Origin of the sequence: Rhizobium sp. WYJ-E13 (assembly GCF_018987265.1) — a bacterium.
GTDB lineage: Bacteria > Pseudomonadota > Alphaproteobacteria > Rhizobiales > Rhizobiaceae > Rhizobium.
The window spans coordinates 1,998,616-2,015,627 of sequence record NZ_CP076853.1 but is presented as its reverse complement, the minus strand read 5'-3'; the positions used below and the strand labels follow the sequence as shown (position 1 = coordinate 2,015,627).

Below are 17,012 nucleotides of genomic sequence, written 5' to 3'. Positions count from 1 at the left end.
CGGCGGCATCGAAACCCGCGGCAGGGTCGCCGATATCTCGGCATCCCCGAGACGAAGTCCGACGGCGAGCCCGGTTGTTTCCTGCAATCATCAGGGGTGGTGCAGCCGTTCTTGTCGCGATAAGATCAACCTGAACTATACGTCGGCCTCGACTTGGAACTTGTTGCATGGCCAATGTATTGTCTAGGCGTTGTTCTAGAGCACGTCACGATATTCAAGATTCGGTCGCCGTGCTTTAGGTCTTTGTTTTTACGCGTGTCGTCATCGCAAACTGCGCACACTTTTGCGCGACACGCTTTATCGATCGAGGAATAATGATGTCTTCAGAATCCACGCGTCTCACATCCGAGGCAATTACACTATCGGCTGCCGCCATTCTGAACTCTCTCATCTCCGTGCTCGGCAACAGGGGTCTGCTTTCCCCCGAGGAAGAGCGGGAAGTCTACCGCGCCGCCGCCGAGATGATCGATGAAGCCTCCGGCGACGACGAGGACGGAACCTACGAGCTGGCGCGTGAACTGATCGAGCTGAGGATGGCCGATATCTAGGGCGATTCCAGGAAAGGTGCGCGGCGGCGTCTCCAGCGCCGGATCGGGCGAGCAGCCCGGGTGTCGAGCGTTCATGCGCATTCCAAAACTGATTGCGATTTGAAATCAGTCGAGCTATCCTGCAACTGATTGTATAGCGCAATCAGATCTCGATGGTGCGGCGCTTGCAGCATCGGTTCGAAAATCGGCATCGATTTTCGGAAGGCCCGATGCGTGGATTCAAAGGACACTCTGGAGGAGGAAGAGGACATGGCCAAGCTTGTGTTCGGATTGAACGTGTCACTGGACGGTTACATCGACCATGACAGATTCATGCCCGGTCCCGTCCTCTTCCGTCACTTCATCGAGAGCGTGCGCGGCGCGGCAGCCATCGTCTACGGTCGCCGCATGTACGAGCTTATGCGCTATTGGGACGAAGATCATGCGGACTGGGAACCCGCGGGAGGCGAGTTTGCGGCGGCGTGGCGGAGCCGGCAGAAGTGGGTTGTATCACACACGCTGAAATCGGTCGGCCCTAATGCCACGCTTGTCGAGGGGGACCTCGAAACTGCCATCCGCGGACTGAAGGACCGGCTTACCGGAGAGATCGGCATTGGCGGATCGGACCTGGCGGGAAGCCTGACGGAGCTTGGCCTCATCGATGAATATCAGCTCTATTTCCATCCTGTCGTGCTCGGCCACGGCACGCCATTCTTCACGGCACCCCGGCCGCGGCTGCGCCTTGTGGCCAGCGATCGTATCGACGAGGACGTGATCAGGCTGACCTACGTTCCGGCCTGAGGGCAGGCGCGCGCCAGAGGTGAGGATTGCTCACCTCGATGCAACACTCCAAATTTCCTTTCAACCTTCACAGGCAAACTTGCCGCCATGCCAGTCGGGCATGCGGGGGTCATCATATGGGCGTAGGGGGTACCACCCTCATACCCCGGATTGCTGTCGTTCGTTCCCGCGCGAAAGCTGCCAGAATGAAGCCTTGGAATGCTGCTTCGTGGAGCCGGTTATGGGGTGGGTCCAGGAGGCTGGTGGACGGGAAAGGGGACGCCGCTTATGCGGAAAATTCGCGTTAGTAGTCTTGAGTGCCTGAGTACATTTGGTGGGGCGTTGAGTATCAGTCGTGCACCCTCGGCCTGGAGCGCAGTGCTGGGAACCGCGACGGTTGTGTCTTCCACGAGTACCGAGGGTTCCCTAAGCTTTGCCAATCAGGGCAGCCTTACCGATCCGGGCGGTGGCGCCGTCCCGTCCTCCTTCGCAGGCAATATGATGCAGCCTGCCGCAGCGATCTCCTTCGGCGGCGTGCAGACCGCCTCCCTGTCGCCGACGGCGATGTCAGCGCCCGCGGGCGATGGCGGCGCGCCGGACACATCCACCAAGACGGCGTCGATCCTGCCGGCGCAGCAGACGACGACCACGTCCACCGAGCGTACCGTGCTCGGCCCGGACCCGTACCAGGAGGCGGCGACGCTGCCTGCGGCGCCCACGCTGACAGGCGTCAGCACCGATGCCGGCACCGCAAGCACGACCACGTCTGCGACCGATCCTGCCGCCGGTTCCGGCACACAGTCGTTACTCTTTCAGACCTCGATCGCCTCCATCTCGCTGCAGCCGAGCGAGAGCGTTTCCGCCGAGACCCCCGTGGCCACGGCGACGCTTGCAGCGCCTGCGGCGGCTGCGGCTGCGGCTGGTCCCAACAAGATCGCGCTCGAGAACATGAAGCAGGGCAACCCCATCAGCGAATGGGGGCTGGAGGGCGACGGCAACGGCACCATCCAGGGCTTCGCCACCGAGATCAGCACCAATATCGGCCAGACGGTCGATTTCAAGATCGCCACGGATTCCACCCATTACCGCATCGATATCTACCGCATGGGCTATTATGGCGGTATGGGCGCGCGCAAGGTGGACTCGATCGAGAAATCGCTGACCACGGCGCAGATCCAGCCGCATCCGATCGTCGACATGTCGCTCGGCCTCATCGACTGCGGCAACTGGTCGGTTTCCGCCAGCTGGCAGATCCCTGCCGATGCCGTCTCCGGCGTCTACTTCGCCAAGCTGGTGCGCGAGGATGGCACCGAGGATGCCGGCATCATCCCCTTCGTCGTGCGCGACGATGCCTCGACCAGCGATATCGTCTTCCAGACGTCGGATACGACATGGCAGGCCTATAATGCCTGGGGCGGCGCCAGCCTCTATTACGGCGAAGTGCCCGTCGATCCGGCCGACATGATCGGCTACCTGCCGCCGAACTGCAGCTGCGGGCTGACCGCGATCGGCCGCGCCTCGGCCGTCAGCTACAACAGGCCGATCATCACCAATACGAGCCCGTCCGGCGGTTCGCATGATTTCATCTTCGGCGTCGAATCCTCCGCCATCTCATGGCTGGAGCAGAACGGCTACGATGTATCCTACATCTCGGGCGTCGATGCGACGCGCAGCGGCAGCCTGCTGCTCAACCATCAGGCCTATCTCTCGGTCGGCCACGACGAATACTGGTCTGCCGAGCAGCGCGCCAATGTCGAGGCCGCACGCGATTCCGGTGTCAACCTCGCCTTCTGGAGCGGCAACGAGTGCTACTGGAAGGTTCGCTGGGAAAGCAGCATCGACGGCAGCGGCCAGACCTATCGCACCATGGTCTGCTACAAGGAGACCTGGGGCTCGAGCACGGATCCGAGCAGTGTCGGCACCGGCACCTGGCGCGATCCGCGTTATGCCGATCCGGGGCAGGAGCCGGAGAATTCGCTGACGGGCACGATGTTCCAGGTGGACAGCTACCGCCAGGATACGATCTCCATCCCCTATGACTATTCGAACCTGCGCTTCTGGCGCAACACCGAGGTCTCGGAGCTGAATGAAGGCGATACCTACAATCTCACGCAGAACCTGCTCGGCTACGAATGGGATTCCGATGTCGAGAACGGGTTCCGTCCGGCTGGACTGATCAACCTGTCGCTCTCGTCGGTCGCGGTCAATACGTATCTGCGCGATTACGGCCAGACGATCGGCGATGCCGTCGCCACCCACAGCCTCACCATGTACCGGGCGGCAAGCGGCGCACTGGTCTTCGGCGCCGGCACCGTCTTCTGGTCCTGGGGCCTGAGCGACAATCACCAGGGTCCGACGACATCGACCGATCGCAATGTGCAGCAGGCGATGGTCAACATGTTCGCGGATATGGGCATCCAGCCGACGACGCTGGATGCGAGCCTGATCCTCGCCACCCAATCGACCGACCTCTTGAAGCCCACCTCGTCGATATCAACGCCCATCGTGGGTGCCTCCTTCCTCGAAGGGCAACACGTGACGATCACGGGCACGGCGCAGGATTTCGGCGGCGGCATCATCGCCGGCGTCGAGGTCTCCACCGATGGCGGCCAGCACTGGTTCAAGGCGACCGGCCGCGAGAACTGGAGCTATAACTGGGTCGTCCAGGCAAGCGGCACCTATACGATCATGTCGCGCGCCGCCGACGACAGCGTCAATCTGGAGACGCCTTCGGCAGGCAAGCAGGTCACCGTTACGCTGCCCAGCACGCAGGGCCTGTGGACGCTGGCGGAAAAGCCGGCAACCGAGGTGGCGATCGATCGTGACTCGGTCGAGCTCGGCCTGCGCTTCCAGGCGACGACGGCGGGCTCGGTGCAAGGCATCCGCTTCTACAAGGGCTTTTACAATATCGGCGAACATGTCGTCAGCCTCTGGGCGAGCGACGGAACGCTGCTGGCGACCGGCGTATCGACGGGGGAATCGCTCTCCGGCTGGCAGACGGTGATGTTCTCCAGTCCGATCCAGATTCAGGCCGGCACGACCTATGTGGCCTCCTATCACGGCAACGGCTACTACTCCGTCACCGACAATTATTTCAGCAGCCCCTATACCAGCGGCCTGCTGAAGGTGGTCGATGGCGGCGGCGTGTTCGCCTACAGCGGCACCAGCACGTTCCCCGGCCAGAGCTCCGGCGGCGCCAACTACTGGGTGGATGTGGTCTTCGATGCCGGCCCCAACAGCACGCCGGTCGCGACCGACGACAGCGGGCTGGTCACCGGCCATAACGGAACGCTTGTCATTTCGATCGCCGCGCTCGTGGCAAACGATACCGATGCCAATGGCGATGCGCTCACCATCACCGCCGTCGGCAACGCGCTGAACGGCACGGTCACCCTCGACAAGCAGGCCGGAACCGTCATCTTCACGCCGGCCAACAATTACACCGGGCCGGCAAGCTTCACCTATACGCTGTCGGACGGCCGCGGCGGTACGGATCAAGGCAATGTCAGCCTCACGGTCCAGGCAGGACCGGCCGGCGAGACGGTATTTACGGGCAGCGAGGGGCCGACCGGCGGCAGCTTCAACGACAATACGGCGATGGAACTCGGCATGAAGTTCGTCGCTTCGTCAAGCGGCACGATATCGGGCATCCGCTTCTACAAGGCCGCCGGCGATACGAGCGTGCATACCGGTTCCCTCTGGAAGGCAGACGGCACGCTGATCGCCACGGTCACCTTCACCAACGAGTCGCTTTCGGGCTGGCAGACGGCGACCTTCTCCACGCCGCTGCAGATCACGGCGGGTGCGACCTATGTCGCCTCCTACCACACGACCGGCAGCTATGTGGCGACGGCGAACTACTTTACCACAGCCCATACCAACGGCTCGCTGACGGCGCTGGCCGGCAGCAACGGTGTCTACGCGGTCGGATCGGGCTCGACCTTCCCGACATCGAGCTACCAGTCGACCAATTACTGGGTCGATGTCGTCTACAACCAGTCGACGGGCAACATGGTGCCGGTCGCCGCCAACGACAACGGCTATACGACCTATGCCAACACGGCGCTGTCGATTGCCGCAGCCAGCCTGCTGGCAAACGATACCGATGCCGATGGCGATCCGCTCAGCATCACCGGCGCCAATGGCGCGGTCAACGGAACGGTGACGTTCAACAGCCAGACCAATACCGTCACTTTCACGCCGACGACGGGTTATACGGGTGCGGCAAGCTTCTCCTATTCGATCTCGGACGGGCAGGGCGGCACGGCGTCTGCGACCGTCAGCCTCAATGTCGGCGCGCAGCCTGATGGTTCCGGCCTGTTTGCCGTCTCCGACGCGCCGGCGGGTGCGGCCGCCGACAATTCGTCCGTCGAGCTCGGCGTCAAGTTCATCGCGTCCGCCCGCGGCGAGATCACCGGCCTGCGCTATTACAAGAGCGCGCAGGATACCGGCACGCATGTCGGCTCGCTCTGGACCGCGAGCGGCCAGCTGCTGGCGCAGGCGACCTTCACCGCCGAGACGGGAAGCGGCTGGCAGACGGTGACCTTCGCGCAGCCGATCACCGTTTCGGCCGGCGTCACCTATGTGGCGAGCTACCATTCCAACGGCTTCTATTCGGCCACGGCGAATTATTTCACCACGGACCATACGAGCGGCTCGCTGACGGCGCCGTCGAGTGCTTCGAGCGGCGGCAACGGTGTCTATGCCTACGGCTCGGGCAGCCTGTTCCCGACGGCTTCCTACAATGCGACCAACTACTGGGTCGACGTGGTCTATCAGGCAAAGCAGAATGTCGCTCCGGTCGCGGCCAATGACGACGGCTTCTCGACGAATAAGGGCGTGCCGATCACGATCCAGGCGTCGGCGCTCATTGCCAATGACAGCGATGCCGATGGCGATGCCATCTCCATCACCGGTGTCAGCGGCGCGGTCAACGGCTCGGTTTCCTTCGACAGCCAGGCGCAGACCATCACGTTTACCCCGACATCGGGATATTCCGGGCCGGCGAGCTTCAGCTATTCCATCGCCGACGGGCAGGGCGGCACGGCAACGGCCGGCGTCTCGCTTGCCGTCAACAATCAGAGCGCCGACCAGACCCTCTTTGCCGCCAATGCGACGCCTGCCATCGTCAACACCAACGACAACCAGCAGGTCAATCTCGGCATGAAATTCCAGGCCGATACGGCAGGCTGGATCACCGCCATCCGCTTCTACAAGGGTGCCGACAATACAGGCCCGCACAACGGCTATCTCTGGACCGCCTCGGGCACGCTTCTCGGCAGCGTCACCTTCAACAACGAAACGGCGAGCGGCTGGCAGACCGCCGCGCTCACCCAGCAGGTGGCGATCTCGGCGGATACGACCTACGTCGTCTCCTATTCGACCAATGGCAACTATTCGGCGACCGGCAATTACTTCAGCGCCGATGTGACGAATGGCGATCTCAAGGCGCCATCAGGCAATAACGGCGTCTATGCCTATGGGGCGGGCGGGCTGTTCCCGAGCGCCAGCTACAACAGCACGAACTACTATGTGGACGTGGCGTTCAGACCGCAGCTTGCGGCGTAAACACCGCTGACATGTGAGGCCCAAGCACCTGGAAAACAGGGCATCCGGAAAGGATGACGATATCGATGATGCGTGCAGACAACAGATTGCCGGTTACCGTCCTCGCCGGGTTTCTCGGCGCCGGCAAGACGACCGTTCTCAATCATGTTCTGAGTAATCGAGAGGGTCGCCGGGTTGCTGTCATCGTCAACGATATGAGCGAGGTCAACATCGATGCGGATCTCGTGCGCGAGGGGGGTGCAGACCTCTCGCGCACGGACGAGACGCTGGTGGAGCTCACCAATGGATGCATCTGTTGCACGCTGCGCGACGATCTCCTGAGCGAGGTGCGGCGGCTGGCCGCTACCGGCCGTTTCGACTACCTGCTGATCGAGGGCACGGGCATTGCCGAGCCGCTGCCGGTCGCAGCCACCTTCTCCTTCCGCGACGAGAACGGGTCAGCACTCTGCGATGTGGCGCGGCTCGACACGATGGTCTGCGTCGTCGATGCGGTCAATCTTCTGGCCGATTACCGGAGCGGTGAATTCCTGGCCGATCGCGGCGAGAGGCGTGACGGCGACGACGAGCGCAAGCTTGTCGAACTGCTCGTCGAGCAGATCGAATTTTCCGATGTCGTCATCGTCAACAAGGCAGGCGAGGTGGCGCCCGCGATGCTTGCGGAGGTCCGCCGGGTCATTGCGGCGCTCAATCCGGATGCCCGCGTCGTCGATGCGGTCTTCGGTCAGGTGCCGCTTTCGGCGATCATGGATACCGGCCTCTTCAGCGAGGCGAAGGCCGCCCGCCATCCGCTCTGGCACAAGGAGCTCTACGGCTGGGGCGACCATGTGCCGGAGACCGAGGAATACGGCATATCGAGCTTCGTCTACCGCAGCCGCCGGCCCTTCGACCCCGCGCGGCTCGCCCGCGTCCTCGAGCAGCCATTGCCCGGCATCATCAGGGCGAAAGGGCATTTCTGGCTGGCGACCCGGCCGGACGAGATCGGCCTGCTGTCGATTGCCGGCACGCAGTGCCGCATCGATACGAGAGGATTCTGGTGGGTGTCGGTGCCGCGGGCGCACTGGCCGCGCCATCCGCAATTCCGCCAGTTGCTGGACCGGCACTGGGACGACGTCTGGGGCGATCGTCGCCAGGAGCTGGTTTTCATCGGTTCCGGCTTCGACGAGGCGGCGATCCGCGCTGCGCTCGACGATTGTCTCACCGGTGAGGAGACGGGTTTCGATCCGCTGACGGCCGTCGGCCTTCGAGATCCGTTTCCGGCATGGAGGCATGATATCCACAGGTGAAGGTGTTCTGATTATCAACCAGAGGAGAGAACAATGAGCAGCGAACTTTATGCAGACGGCATCGGCGAAATCACCATCACGGGCACGATCGTGCGCATCGACCTGATGTCGCTGTCGGCCACCGACCGCGATGCCAACAACAATCCGAAGCCCATCTTCCGCCAGCGCATCATCATGCCGGTCGATGCCTTCGCCAATGCGGTCGATCTCATGCAGAAGGCGCTCGGCGGGCTCGTCGAGGCGGGTGCCGTTCGCCGCATCGGCGACATGTCGGCTGCCGCGGCCGCCGATATCCAGGCGACGCAGGCCGGGACTTCGAACGCCTCGCCGAACTTCAACTGATAAACAAATATCGCCTCGGTCTCGTATTGTTTCGGGTGGGCCATGAGTGAATTTCTGCATACGAACCTGCATTGTCTTGCGCTCGTCGCACGTCATCACGGCGTCGATCTTTCTCCTGAGCGGTTGCAGCACGATTATGCCGTCGGCAGCGATCCGGTTGCCGTGCGGCAGCTCTTGCGCATGGCCAAGGATGCCGGCCTGAGGGCCAAGCATCTCGATCTCACCTGGCGAAGCCTGTTCCAGCTCGGCGAAGCCTTTCCGGTGCTGGCTGAACTTTCGAACGGCAACTGGGTGGTCATCGCCGGTGCCGTCGGGGAGGGCGAGGAGGAGAGGATCCGCGTTCTCGACCCGCTCGCCAGCCGCGCCGAAGTGATGATGCTGAGCGAGGAGCAGTTCGCCAAGGCCTGGCTCGGCTCGGTGATCCTGCTGAAGCGCAACTATCGCATGTCCGATGAGGACCGGCCCTTCGGCTTCCGCTGGTTCATCCCCGAGATCATCAAGCAGCGCAGCTTCTTCCGCGATGTCGCGCTCGCCGCCTTCGTGCTCTATGGCCTGGGGCTGACGACGCCGATGTTCTTTCAGCTCGTCATCGACAAGGTGCTCGTGCACCAGAGCTATGCGACGCTGACGGTTCTGACGGCGGGGATCGCGGTCGCGCTCGTCTTCGACGCGACCTTTACCTTCCTGCGCCGTTATCTGCTGCTCTACGCCACCAACAGGATCGACATCCGGGTGGCGACGCGCACCTTCGGGCATCTGCTCAACCTGCCGATCGCGCTCTTCGAGCAGGCGTCGGCCGGCGTTCTCGTCAAGCATATGCAGCAGACGGGCCGCATCCGCGAATTCCTGACCGGCCGGCTGTTTCTGACCCTTCTGGACGGCGTGTCGCTCCTGGTCTTCATACCGATCCTGCTTCTCTACAGCGTCAAGCTGACGCTCGTGGTGCTCGGCTTCGCAGCCCTCGTCGGGCTCGTGGTGATGCTGCTCGTCGGGCCGTTCCAGCGCCGCCTGCAGGCGCTCTACCAGGCCGAAGGCGACCGGCAGGCGCTGCTGGTGGAAACCGTGCACGGCATGCGCACGGTCAAATCGCTGGCGCTGGAGCCGCGCCAGCGCAAGGTGTGGGACGATTATTCGGCGCAGTCGATCTCGGTGCGTTTCCGGGTCGAGAAGATCTCGACCATCGCCCAGGCGATGACCGGGCTTCTGGAGAAGCTGATGAGTGTGGCGATCATCGGTCTCGGCGCACTCGACGTGTTCTCGGGCGCGATGACGATCGGCGCGCTGGTCGCCTTCAACATGCTCGCCGGCCGCGTCTCGGGGCCGCTGGTGCAGATCGTCACCATGGTGCACGAATATCAGGAAGTGGCGCTGTCGGTGCGCATGCTCGGCGAGATCATGAACCAGCGGCCGGAACAGGCAGGCCGCGGGCGAGGGGTGCGGCCGCATCTGCATGGCCGCATCGAATTCGACCGCGTCAGCTTCCGCTACGCTCCCGATACCGCGCCGGCGCTCGACAATGTCTCCTTCGCCATTCCGGCAGGCTCCGTCTTCGGCGTGGTCGGCAAGAGCGGTTCGGGCAAGACGACGATCACCCGGCTCATCCAGGGGCTCTACCAGAGCCAGGAAGGGCTGGTGCGCATGGACGGCTATGACAGCCGCGAGATCGACCTCGTGCATCTGCGCACCAGCATCGGCGTCGTGCTGCAGGATAATTTCCTGTTCCGCGGCTCGGTGCGCGACAATATCGCCGCCGCAAGGCCCGATGCCAGCATCGAGGAGATCATGCAGGTCGCCCGCATCGCCGGCGCCGAAGAATTCATCGAGCGCCTGCCGCGCGGTTTCGACACGATGCTCGAAGAAAACGCCGCCAACCTCTCCGGCGGCCAGAAGCAGCGTCTCGCCATTGCGCGTGCGCTGATCACCGATCCGAAGCTGCTGATCTTCGATGAGGCGACGAGCGCGCTCGACCCCGACAGCGAGGCGATCATCCGCGAGAATCTCAGCCGCATCGCCGCCGGGCGCACCGTCATCATCGTCTCGCACCGGCTTTCGACGCTCGTCGATGCCGATGCCATTCTCGTCATCGATCGCGGCAAGGTCGCCGATATCGGCCGGCACGACCAGCTCGTGTCGCGCTGCATGACCTACCGCCACCTCTGGGCGCAGCAGATGAGGCAGGTCGCATGAACGCGCATGTCAGAAAATCCGACGAAAACATGCCGGTTCCCTCCGATAAGGGTCCGGGGAAGGGCCAGGAAAAGGGAAGGCAGCTCGTCGCCCGCCCGCCGCTGCCGCCGGCCATTGCCGAATTCCAGTCCGATGCCGTCGAGCTGGAGGAACGCGCGCCGCCGCGCGTTGCGCGCATGACGCTCTATTGCGTGACGGCGCTGCTTGCCGCCACGATCACCTGGGCCTCGGTCTCCGAGATCGACGAGGTGGTGATTGCGCCCGGCAAGCTCGTCACCACCCAGCCGACCATCGTCGTCCAGCCGCTGGAAACCTCGATCATCCGCACGATCGACGTGAAGGCCGGCGAGGTGGTGCATGCCGGCCAGACGCTGGCGACCCTCGACGCCACCTTCAGCCAGGCCGATGTCGACCAGCAGCAGGCGAAATTCTCCGCACTCGACGCGCAGGTGAAGCGCATCGAGGCGGAACTTGCCGGCGACGATTATACCGCCATGGCCGGCAAGACGCCCGACGAGATGCTGCAGGTGCAGCTCTTCGGCCAGCGGCGGGCCTTCTACATGGCGCAGCTGCAGAATTTCGAGCAGCAGATCGCCGGCCAGTCGGCGGCGCTCGCGGCAGCCAAGAACCAGGAGGCCGTGCTCATCGACCGGCGCGATACGCTCTCGCAGATCGAGGGCGCGCGCACGCGGCTCTACGACAAGCAGAGCGGTTCGCTGATCACCATGCTCGGCTCCCGCGACGCCCGCCTCGACGTGGAATCCGATCTCACCGCCGTGCGCGGCAAGGGTGACGAGGCAGCACACGCCTATGCCAAGCTCAGGGCCGACCGCCAGGCCTTCATCGAGGATTTCCGCCGCGCCGCCATGGAGCAGCTGGTGGAGCTGCGCGGCCAGCGCGACATGGCCGATGAAGAGCTGAAGAAGATGGAGCTGCGCCGCAACATGGTGTCGCTGACCGCACCCGCCGATGCCGTCGTGCTCGATCTCGCCCAGCGCTCCATCGGCTCGGTCGTGCGCGAGGCCGAACCGATCGTCACGCTGGTGCCGATCAACGTGCCGCTCGAAGCGGAAGTGTCGATCAACACCCGCGACATCGGCCGCATCGCCGTCGGCAAGGAGGCCCGCATCAAGCTCGATGCCTATCCCTTCCAGAAATACGGCACGGCCTCCGGCGAGGTGCGCACCATCAGCCAGGACACGTTCATGACCGGCCAGCAGCCGGAACAAACCGCCACGCCCAACCAGCCGGCCGCACCCTTCTTCAAGGCTCGCATCCTGCTTGCGGATACAAGGCTGAACGCCTCGGACGTGCCGGTTCGGCTGCTGCCGGGCATGACCGTGTCGACCGAAATCAAGGTGGGGCAACGGACGGTGATCTCCTACTTCCTCTATCCGCTGCTGCGCGGGCTGGACGATGCGATCCGCGAGCCGAACTGAGGGGTCCGCAGGCGAGGTGTAGGGCGAGGGGCCACCTACACGAGCCAGGGGATGGGGGCGGTGGCGCGGTTTGCGGCGGCCGCCCCCAGACCTGTTTTTTTGGGGGGGCGGTTTCCGGAGCGCGAGGTTGGAGGGAGAAGCGGCTGCACTCCCACGCTACGGCCGTTCGCCCCGAAGCGTCAGATCGAAGCTCGTCCGACGGACCCGCCGCCATCCGCAAACAGAATTTGTCCGGTGATATAGGATGCGTCCTCTGACAGGAGGAAGGCTATCGCACCGGCGATTTCCTCCGGCTTTCCAAGGCGGCGCATAGGGACCATCGAAAGAAAACGTGCCTCCGCCTCGCTGTCGGCTGGCGTATTGCGCCGGAACATCTCGGTCTCGGTCGGTCCGGGTGCGACCGCGTTGACGGTGATGCCGGTCTCGGCAAGTTCCATTGCCCAGGTTCTTGTGAGACTGTTTACCGCGGCCTTTGCGGCTGCATAGCCGCTCCTGAGCGGTGTGCCTGTCGTGACCAGGCTCGTCACGTTCACGATCCTTCCCCATCTCTTTTCCATCAGAGTTGGTAGGACGGCCTGAGTCGCCTGGATTGTTGAGTGGACATTCAGGCGGAGCATGTCGTCGACGTCGGCCAGGTCGATCTTCCCGATACGGTGGAGCTTGGCCATTCCGACATTGTTCACCACGCCATCGAAGGAGTACTTCTTCGTGAGGTCGGCCAGAGCTTCGCCGGCCACGCGATCGTCTCTCAGATCGATAGAGGCCAGTTCTCCAGGGAAGCTAGAATCCTTCCCCCGTGCGACCCCCACAATCAGATGGCCGGCCTCGGCAAGGCGATGTGACAGCGCCCTTCCAATGCCTCTGCTCGCGCCAGTGACGAGAAACGTTCGTGTCATCATGATGAGCTTGTTCCTACTGTTGTATATGGCAGGCGCCGGCCGCGGCAGCATCTGCAAGTGCGCAGGCGAAGATGTCGCCCAACATGATAATTCGTCTTATTCTCAATGAGCATGGTCGCACTGATCTGAGCACCGGTAAGGCTCGGCGTTCCAGCGGGAGGTAAATATCGCCATGCAGATGTCGACCCGCTGAAACTCCGGATCCTTGAAAGCAAGGACGTCGTCGTTGAACGTCCCAAACGTGCTTTGGGGACGATGTTTCATACCCTGATGGAAGGCGTCGATGATGCCATTGGCAAAGTCGTCCTCGCGCGGAAATGCGGCGAGGACGGCCTCGCGCTGCACCTCGGAGAATTCGTCGTAACCACGGCCGACGACGTCCATTCCCGCGCCTGCCTGCACAAGCGCAATCTCCGGACGCATGAATTCCGGTATGCCGGGCGTGGTATGAAGGGCGACCGCGTTCCAGACGATCTCGATTTCGCGTTCTGCGAACCCGCGGCTCTGGAGGAACTCTCTTGCGGCATTGGCGCTGTCGATCTCGAAGCGGATTTGGCTGTCGTGATAGCGCTCGGTCAATCCAAGGTCGTGGAACATGGCTGCCGTATAAAGCAGTTCCGGATCGAAGATCATCCCATTGCGGTTTCCCGTTATGGCTCCCCATAAATAGACCCTTGCGGAGTGATGAAAGAGCAGATCGCTTTCGGTATCGCGAATGAACTCGGTCACCTCGCGGGCAATCTTGCTGTCGGGAATACCTATTCCCTGTAGTTTTTCGAACATGGCCGAAATCCTCCTTTAGCTGCTGCCGCAATCGGTGCAGGCCCATCGGGAGCTTCGCATCAGGCAGCAGAAGTCGCGGCGATGGAAATGCGGCTCCTTGTCGGCCATCACGTCGGCGAGACCCGTACCCTGTGTGACCTCCGGTCGATGCTTCAGGCCGTCGTAAAGTGCCAGGAGAAGGTCTTCTGCGAACTGGCGAGTGTGCGGAAATGCGGCTTCCACTTCTGTGCGCTGCATCTCCGTGAACTGCTCGTAGCCGGCACCCACGAGGTCCATCATCACGCCTTCGGCGGTGAGGGCAGCGATGGGATTCAGATGTGCAGGAATACCCGGCGTCGTGTGCAGGGCAATTGCGAGCCAGACGTTCTGTATGTCGTCTTCCGAGATGCCGTGGCTGCGAAGGAAGTTGCAGGCGGCGTTCGCGCCGTCGACTTCGAACCGCAGTCGGCTCTCCTTGAAGCCGGCTGTCAGGCCGATGTCGTGGAACATGGCCGCCGTGTAGAGAAGCTCCGGATCGAAGTTCACACCTCTCCGGTGCCCCGCCAACGCGCCCCAGAAATAGACGCGTGTCGAATGCTCGAACAGTAACGCGCTTTCCGTCTCCCGGACGAACTCGGTCGCTTCGCGGGCGAGCCTGCTGTCTGGAATCCTTGTTCCGGAAATTTCAACGACGTCCATGCTTCGTCCTCCATCAAGCCTCAAGCACGGCTTGAGGCGTGTTACGGAAGCTGATCGCCATGCGATTGTAGCTGTTCATCAAGCTGATCGCGATCGTCAGATCGACGAGCTGCTTCTCATCGAAGACCTCCCGTGCAGCCTGGTAGGCGCTGTCAGGCACGCCGGTCTCCGCGACGAGCGTTACGCTTTCTGCCCAGGCGAGCGCAGCACGCTCGGCCTCGCTGAAGAGGCTGCCGCCTTCCTCCCACGCCTGCACCAATGCGAGTTTCTCGATCTTTACGCCCCGCTTGAGAAGCTCGCGTGTGTGCATGTCGAGACAGTAGGCGCAGTTGTTGATCTGCGATACGCGCAGATACACAAGGTCCACCAGTTCTGCAGGCAGGCCGCTCTGCAGGACATAGCCATAGACGCCGCCGAGCGCCTTGGCGCCGTTTGGAGCGACCTGATTGTAATCCAGTCTTCTTGTCATCGTTCGGGTTCCTTCTGTTACTTAATGGGTGTGGTGAGCTTCGTGTCGTCGGTATCGACGACGAATACTGCGAGCAGCTTCGCTGGAGCCGTGTTGCTGGCGTTGCGGCTGATTGAATGAACCGCGCCGGGTGCCTCGAACCAGCTTTCGCCCGCCTTGTAACGACGCGTCTCACCGTCGTTCACCTTCGATTCCACCTCGCCGGAAAGAACATAGGCGTAGATGAAGGCGGAGTTGGCGTGCGTGTGCGGGAGTGAGGAAGCCCCGGCGGCGTAATCCACCTCGACGACACGTATCGACTTGCCGGGAATGTTCGCGATCGCCTGGACAAACTTCGGCGTGACCGTCTCCCGTTCGGCGTCGTGAGCGGGCGCGGGACCCGCAATCGCGGTGGTGATCGCCCCTATGGCGGCAGCGGCGATGATCCTTAGTTTCATGGTCTTGTCTCCTTCAGTGACACCCAGAAAATGACGCTTCTGTGAGCCAGAAAAAAGAACCAAGAACACGAAGAAATAGTGTACCATGGCCGCATGGATAAATCGCTGAGACTGACCGTAGACCGGTCGAATAAGCTATCGCTCTCGGAGCAGATCCGCGGAGGTATCGCGAAGGCTATCGAGGAAGGCGTGCTGCAGCCGGGAGCGCGGCTCCCATCCTGGCAGGATCTTGCGGTCCAGCTCGGCGTAGCGCGAGGAACTGTGCGAACTGCGTACGAGAAGCTTGCGGCCGCCCAATTAATCGAAGCCTTCAGGGCGGCGGGTACGCACGTGGCCGAGCGTCCCCGCGCTGCGTCCAAAAAGGAACTGCCGCCTGCCGAGGGGTCGTTCCTTGAGACTTATCTCGAAATGACCCAAGGACCCGCGCTGTTTCAGATGGGGGTCCCGGCGGACTACACCTTTCCCTCGACATTGCTCGCACGGCTGCGCGCCAGCGCTATTCGTGCGGAGACGAGCGCTCCGCCGCTTTACCCGGACCCACGTGGCGAGCTCGAACTGAGGCGGGAGATCTCGGCCTATCTGGCCGTGGCCAGGGGTATCAACTGCTCTCCATCTCAGGTCATCATCACCGCCGGGTTCGCAGGCGGGTTGGGACTGACCCTCAACGTATTGGGTCTACGCGGCCACAATGCGTGGTTCGAGGATCCGGGGTTTCCTTGGACGAGGCGGGCGCTTGAGCTTGCTGATGTGCTTCCGGTTCCCATCCCCGTCGACGGCGAAGGCCTGGATGTCGATCATGGAATACGCCATCATTCGGAAGCGAAGCTCGTGGTCGTGACGCCAGGACAGCAAGCGCCGTTCGGTGCTACCTTGTCTCTTCAGAGACGTCTTCGGCTTCTCGATTGGGTGCAGAGCAACGGAGCCTGGATCGTAGAGGACGACTACCTGAGCGAACTCCAGTTGAGTGGACGAGCCGCCCCGGCGCTCGCCTCCATCGATAACAGCGGCCGCGTTATCCATATCGGATCGTTCAGCAAGACGATTAGCCCGGCACTCCGGCTGGGCTTCGTTATCGCGCCGGCAGAACTGGCATCGCGTTTTGCCGAAGTGGCGGCCTGTCTGGTTCCATCTCCTGGGCCGGCGGTCCAGTTGGCGATTTCCGAGTTTATCCGCGAGGGGCACTACATGCGTCACCTCCGGAGAACGAAACGTGCATACGCCGCAGCACGGCAGCCCATCGTCGACTATTTTCGTGATGTCCTCGGTCCGGCTTGCGTGTCGGCTCCAGGCCTGTCGGTCTTGATCAGGTTGCCGGAGGGAGCGCCTGACGTGGCCATTTCCCGGGAGACGTTCACCTTCGGCATGTTCCCCGCGCCTCTTTCTCCATGGTACGCATCGGCTGGAACGGCAGAGGCCGGACTGCTGCTCGGCATCGCCACTGCACCTGTTAAAAATGTGCTGCGGGCGTGCGAGCGCCTTTTGGAGACAACGAGACAATTGTTGTGAATGCAGCCAAATCCTCATCTATAAGTCGGACAGGGAGGTAGCCGGGGGTCGCGGGCGGCGTCGCGTAGGTCGAGTTGACCGGAGGCGTCAGGGCCGGGTTGTTGGTGCCGCTAT

General features: G+C 62.6%; 13 protein-coding genes. 8 read left to right on the top strand and 5 right to left on the bottom strand.

Annotation, left to right across the window (positions count from 1 at the left end):
• Nucleotides 1-317 precede the first annotated feature (317 nt).
• From KQ933_RS10105 to KQ933_RS10075, 7 genes are all read left to right on the top strand, one after another.
• Complete coding sequence (locus tag KQ933_RS10105; RefSeq protein ID WP_216758647.1) at nucleotides 318-548, top strand: hypothetical protein; 231 nt, start codon at nucleotides 318-320, stop codon at nucleotides 546-548.
• A gap of 249 nt (nucleotides 549-797) precedes the next feature.
• On the top strand, nucleotides 798-1,328 hold the full coding sequence (locus tag KQ933_RS10100; RefSeq protein WP_216758646.1) for a dihydrofolate reductase family protein: 531 nt from the start codon (nucleotides 798-800) through the stop codon (nucleotides 1,326-1,328).
• Nucleotides 1,329-1,595: 267 nt separating this feature from the next.
• Nucleotides 1,596-6,875, top strand: a complete 5,280-nt coding sequence (locus KQ933_RS10095; RefSeq protein WP_253958306.1) for a DUF4082 domain-containing protein — start codon at nucleotides 1,596-1,598, stop codon at nucleotides 6,873-6,875.
• Nucleotides 6,876-6,940: 65 nt separating this feature from the next.
• The gene (locus KQ933_RS10090; RefSeq protein ID WP_216758644.1) at nucleotides 6,941-8,158 is read left to right on the top strand and encodes a GTP-binding protein; all 1,218 of its coding nucleotides are present in this window, start codon (nucleotides 6,941-6,943) and stop codon (nucleotides 8,156-8,158) included.
• 33 nt (nucleotides 8,159-8,191) lie between these two features.
• Nucleotides 8,192-8,500: a hypothetical protein gene (locus KQ933_RS10085; RefSeq protein ID WP_216758643.1), complete on the top strand. Its 309-nt coding sequence runs from the start codon at nucleotides 8,192-8,194 to the stop codon at nucleotides 8,498-8,500.
• A 42-nt stretch (nucleotides 8,501-8,542) separates the two neighbouring features.
• Entirely contained in the window at nucleotides 8,543-10,687 is a 2,145-nt protein-coding gene (locus KQ933_RS10080; RefSeq protein ID WP_216758642.1) for a peptidase domain-containing ABC transporter, read from the top strand.
• Nucleotides 10,684-12,126 carry an HlyD family type I secretion periplasmic adaptor subunit gene (locus KQ933_RS10075; RefSeq protein ID WP_216758641.1) on the top strand — a complete coding sequence of 481 codons (1,443 nt, stop codon included), beginning with the start codon at nucleotides 10,684-10,686 and terminating at the stop codon, nucleotides 12,124-12,126. Before KQ933_RS10080 ends, KQ933_RS10075 begins: the two co-directional genes overlap by 4 nt.
• Nucleotides 12,127-12,305: 179 nt before the next feature.
• On the opposite strand, the gene KQ933_RS10070 is transcribed toward KQ933_RS10075, so the two are convergent.
• The 5 genes from KQ933_RS10070 to KQ933_RS10050 form a co-directional block, all read right to left on the bottom strand.
• Entirely contained in the window at nucleotides 12,306-13,022 is a 717-nt protein-coding gene (locus tag KQ933_RS10070) for an SDR family oxidoreductase (RefSeq protein ID WP_216758870.1), read from the bottom strand.
• A 105-nt stretch (nucleotides 13,023-13,127) separates the two neighbouring features.
• Nucleotides 13,128-13,808 carry an HD domain-containing protein gene (locus KQ933_RS10065; protein ID WP_216758640.1) on the bottom strand — a complete coding sequence of 227 codons (681 nt, stop codon included), beginning with the start codon at nucleotides 13,806-13,808 and terminating at the stop codon, nucleotides 13,128-13,130.
• Nucleotides 13,809-13,823: 15 nt separating this feature from the next.
• Nucleotides 13,824-14,486 carry an HD domain-containing protein gene (locus KQ933_RS10060; protein ID WP_216758639.1) on the bottom strand — a complete coding sequence of 221 codons (663 nt, stop codon included), beginning with the start codon at nucleotides 14,484-14,486 and terminating at the stop codon, nucleotides 13,824-13,826.
• Nucleotides 14,487-14,499: 13 nt separating this feature from the next.
• Nucleotides 14,500-14,955 (bottom strand): carboxymuconolactone decarboxylase family protein, encoded by a 456-nt coding sequence (locus tag KQ933_RS10055; protein WP_216758638.1) that lies wholly within the window; start codon nucleotides 14,953-14,955, stop codon nucleotides 14,500-14,502.
• A 17-nt stretch (nucleotides 14,956-14,972) separates the two neighbouring features.
• Entirely contained in the window at nucleotides 14,973-15,392 is a 420-nt protein-coding gene (locus tag KQ933_RS10050; RefSeq protein ID WP_216758637.1) for a cupin domain-containing protein, read from the bottom strand.
• A gap of 93 nt (nucleotides 15,393-15,485) precedes the next feature.
• On the opposite strand from KQ933_RS10050, the gene KQ933_RS10045 reads away from it, so the two are divergent.
• Entirely contained in the window at nucleotides 15,486-16,898 is a 1,413-nt protein-coding gene (locus tag KQ933_RS10045; protein ID WP_216758636.1) for a PLP-dependent aminotransferase family protein, read from the top strand.
• The last annotated feature ends 114 nt before the right edge of the window (nucleotides 16,899-17,012 follow it).

Excerpts from the sequence above, each read along its gene's own strand:
- KQ933_RS10105 (WP_216758647.1), top strand. The coding sequence starts at position 318 with ATGTCTTCAGAATCCACGCGTCTCACATCCGAGGCAATTACACTATCG.
- KQ933_RS10100 (WP_216758646.1), top strand. The coding sequence starts at position 798 with ATGGCCAAGCTTGTGTTCGGATTGAACGTGTCACTGGACGGTTACATC.
- KQ933_RS10095 (WP_253958306.1), top strand. The coding sequence starts at position 1,596 with ATGCGGAAAATTCGCGTTAGTAGTCTTGAGTGCCTGAGTACATTTGGT.
- KQ933_RS10090 (WP_216758644.1), top strand. The coding sequence starts at position 6,941 with ATGATGCGTGCAGACAACAGATTGCCGGTTACCGTCCTCGCCGGGTTT.
- KQ933_RS10085 (WP_216758643.1), top strand. The coding sequence starts at position 8,192 with ATGAGCAGCGAACTTTATGCAGACGGCATCGGCGAAATCACCATCACG.
- KQ933_RS10080 (WP_216758642.1), top strand. The coding sequence starts at position 8,543 with ATGAGTGAATTTCTGCATACGAACCTGCATTGTCTTGCGCTCGTCGCA.
- KQ933_RS10075 (WP_216758641.1), top strand. The coding sequence starts at position 10,684 with ATGAACGCGCATGTCAGAAAATCCGACGAAAACATGCCGGTTCCCTCC.
- KQ933_RS10070 (WP_216758870.1), bottom strand. The coding sequence starts at position 13,022 with ATGACACGAACGTTTCTCGTCACTGGCGCGAGCAGAGGCATTGGAAGG.
- KQ933_RS10065 (WP_216758640.1), bottom strand. The coding sequence starts at position 13,808 with ATGTTCGAAAAACTACAGGGAATAGGTATTCCCGACAGCAAGATTGCC.
- KQ933_RS10060 (WP_216758639.1), bottom strand. The coding sequence starts at position 14,486 with ATGGACGTCGTTGAAATTTCCGGAACAAGGATTCCAGACAGCAGGCTC.
- KQ933_RS10055 (WP_216758638.1), bottom strand. The coding sequence starts at position 14,955 with ATGACAAGAAGACTGGATTACAATCAGGTCGCTCCAAACGGCGCCAAG.
- KQ933_RS10050 (WP_216758637.1), bottom strand. The coding sequence starts at position 15,392 with ATGAAACTAAGGATCATCGCCGCTGCCGCCATAGGGGCGATCACCACC.
- KQ933_RS10045 (WP_216758636.1), top strand. The coding sequence starts at position 15,486 with ATGGATAAATCGCTGAGACTGACCGTAGACCGGTCGAATAAGCTATCG.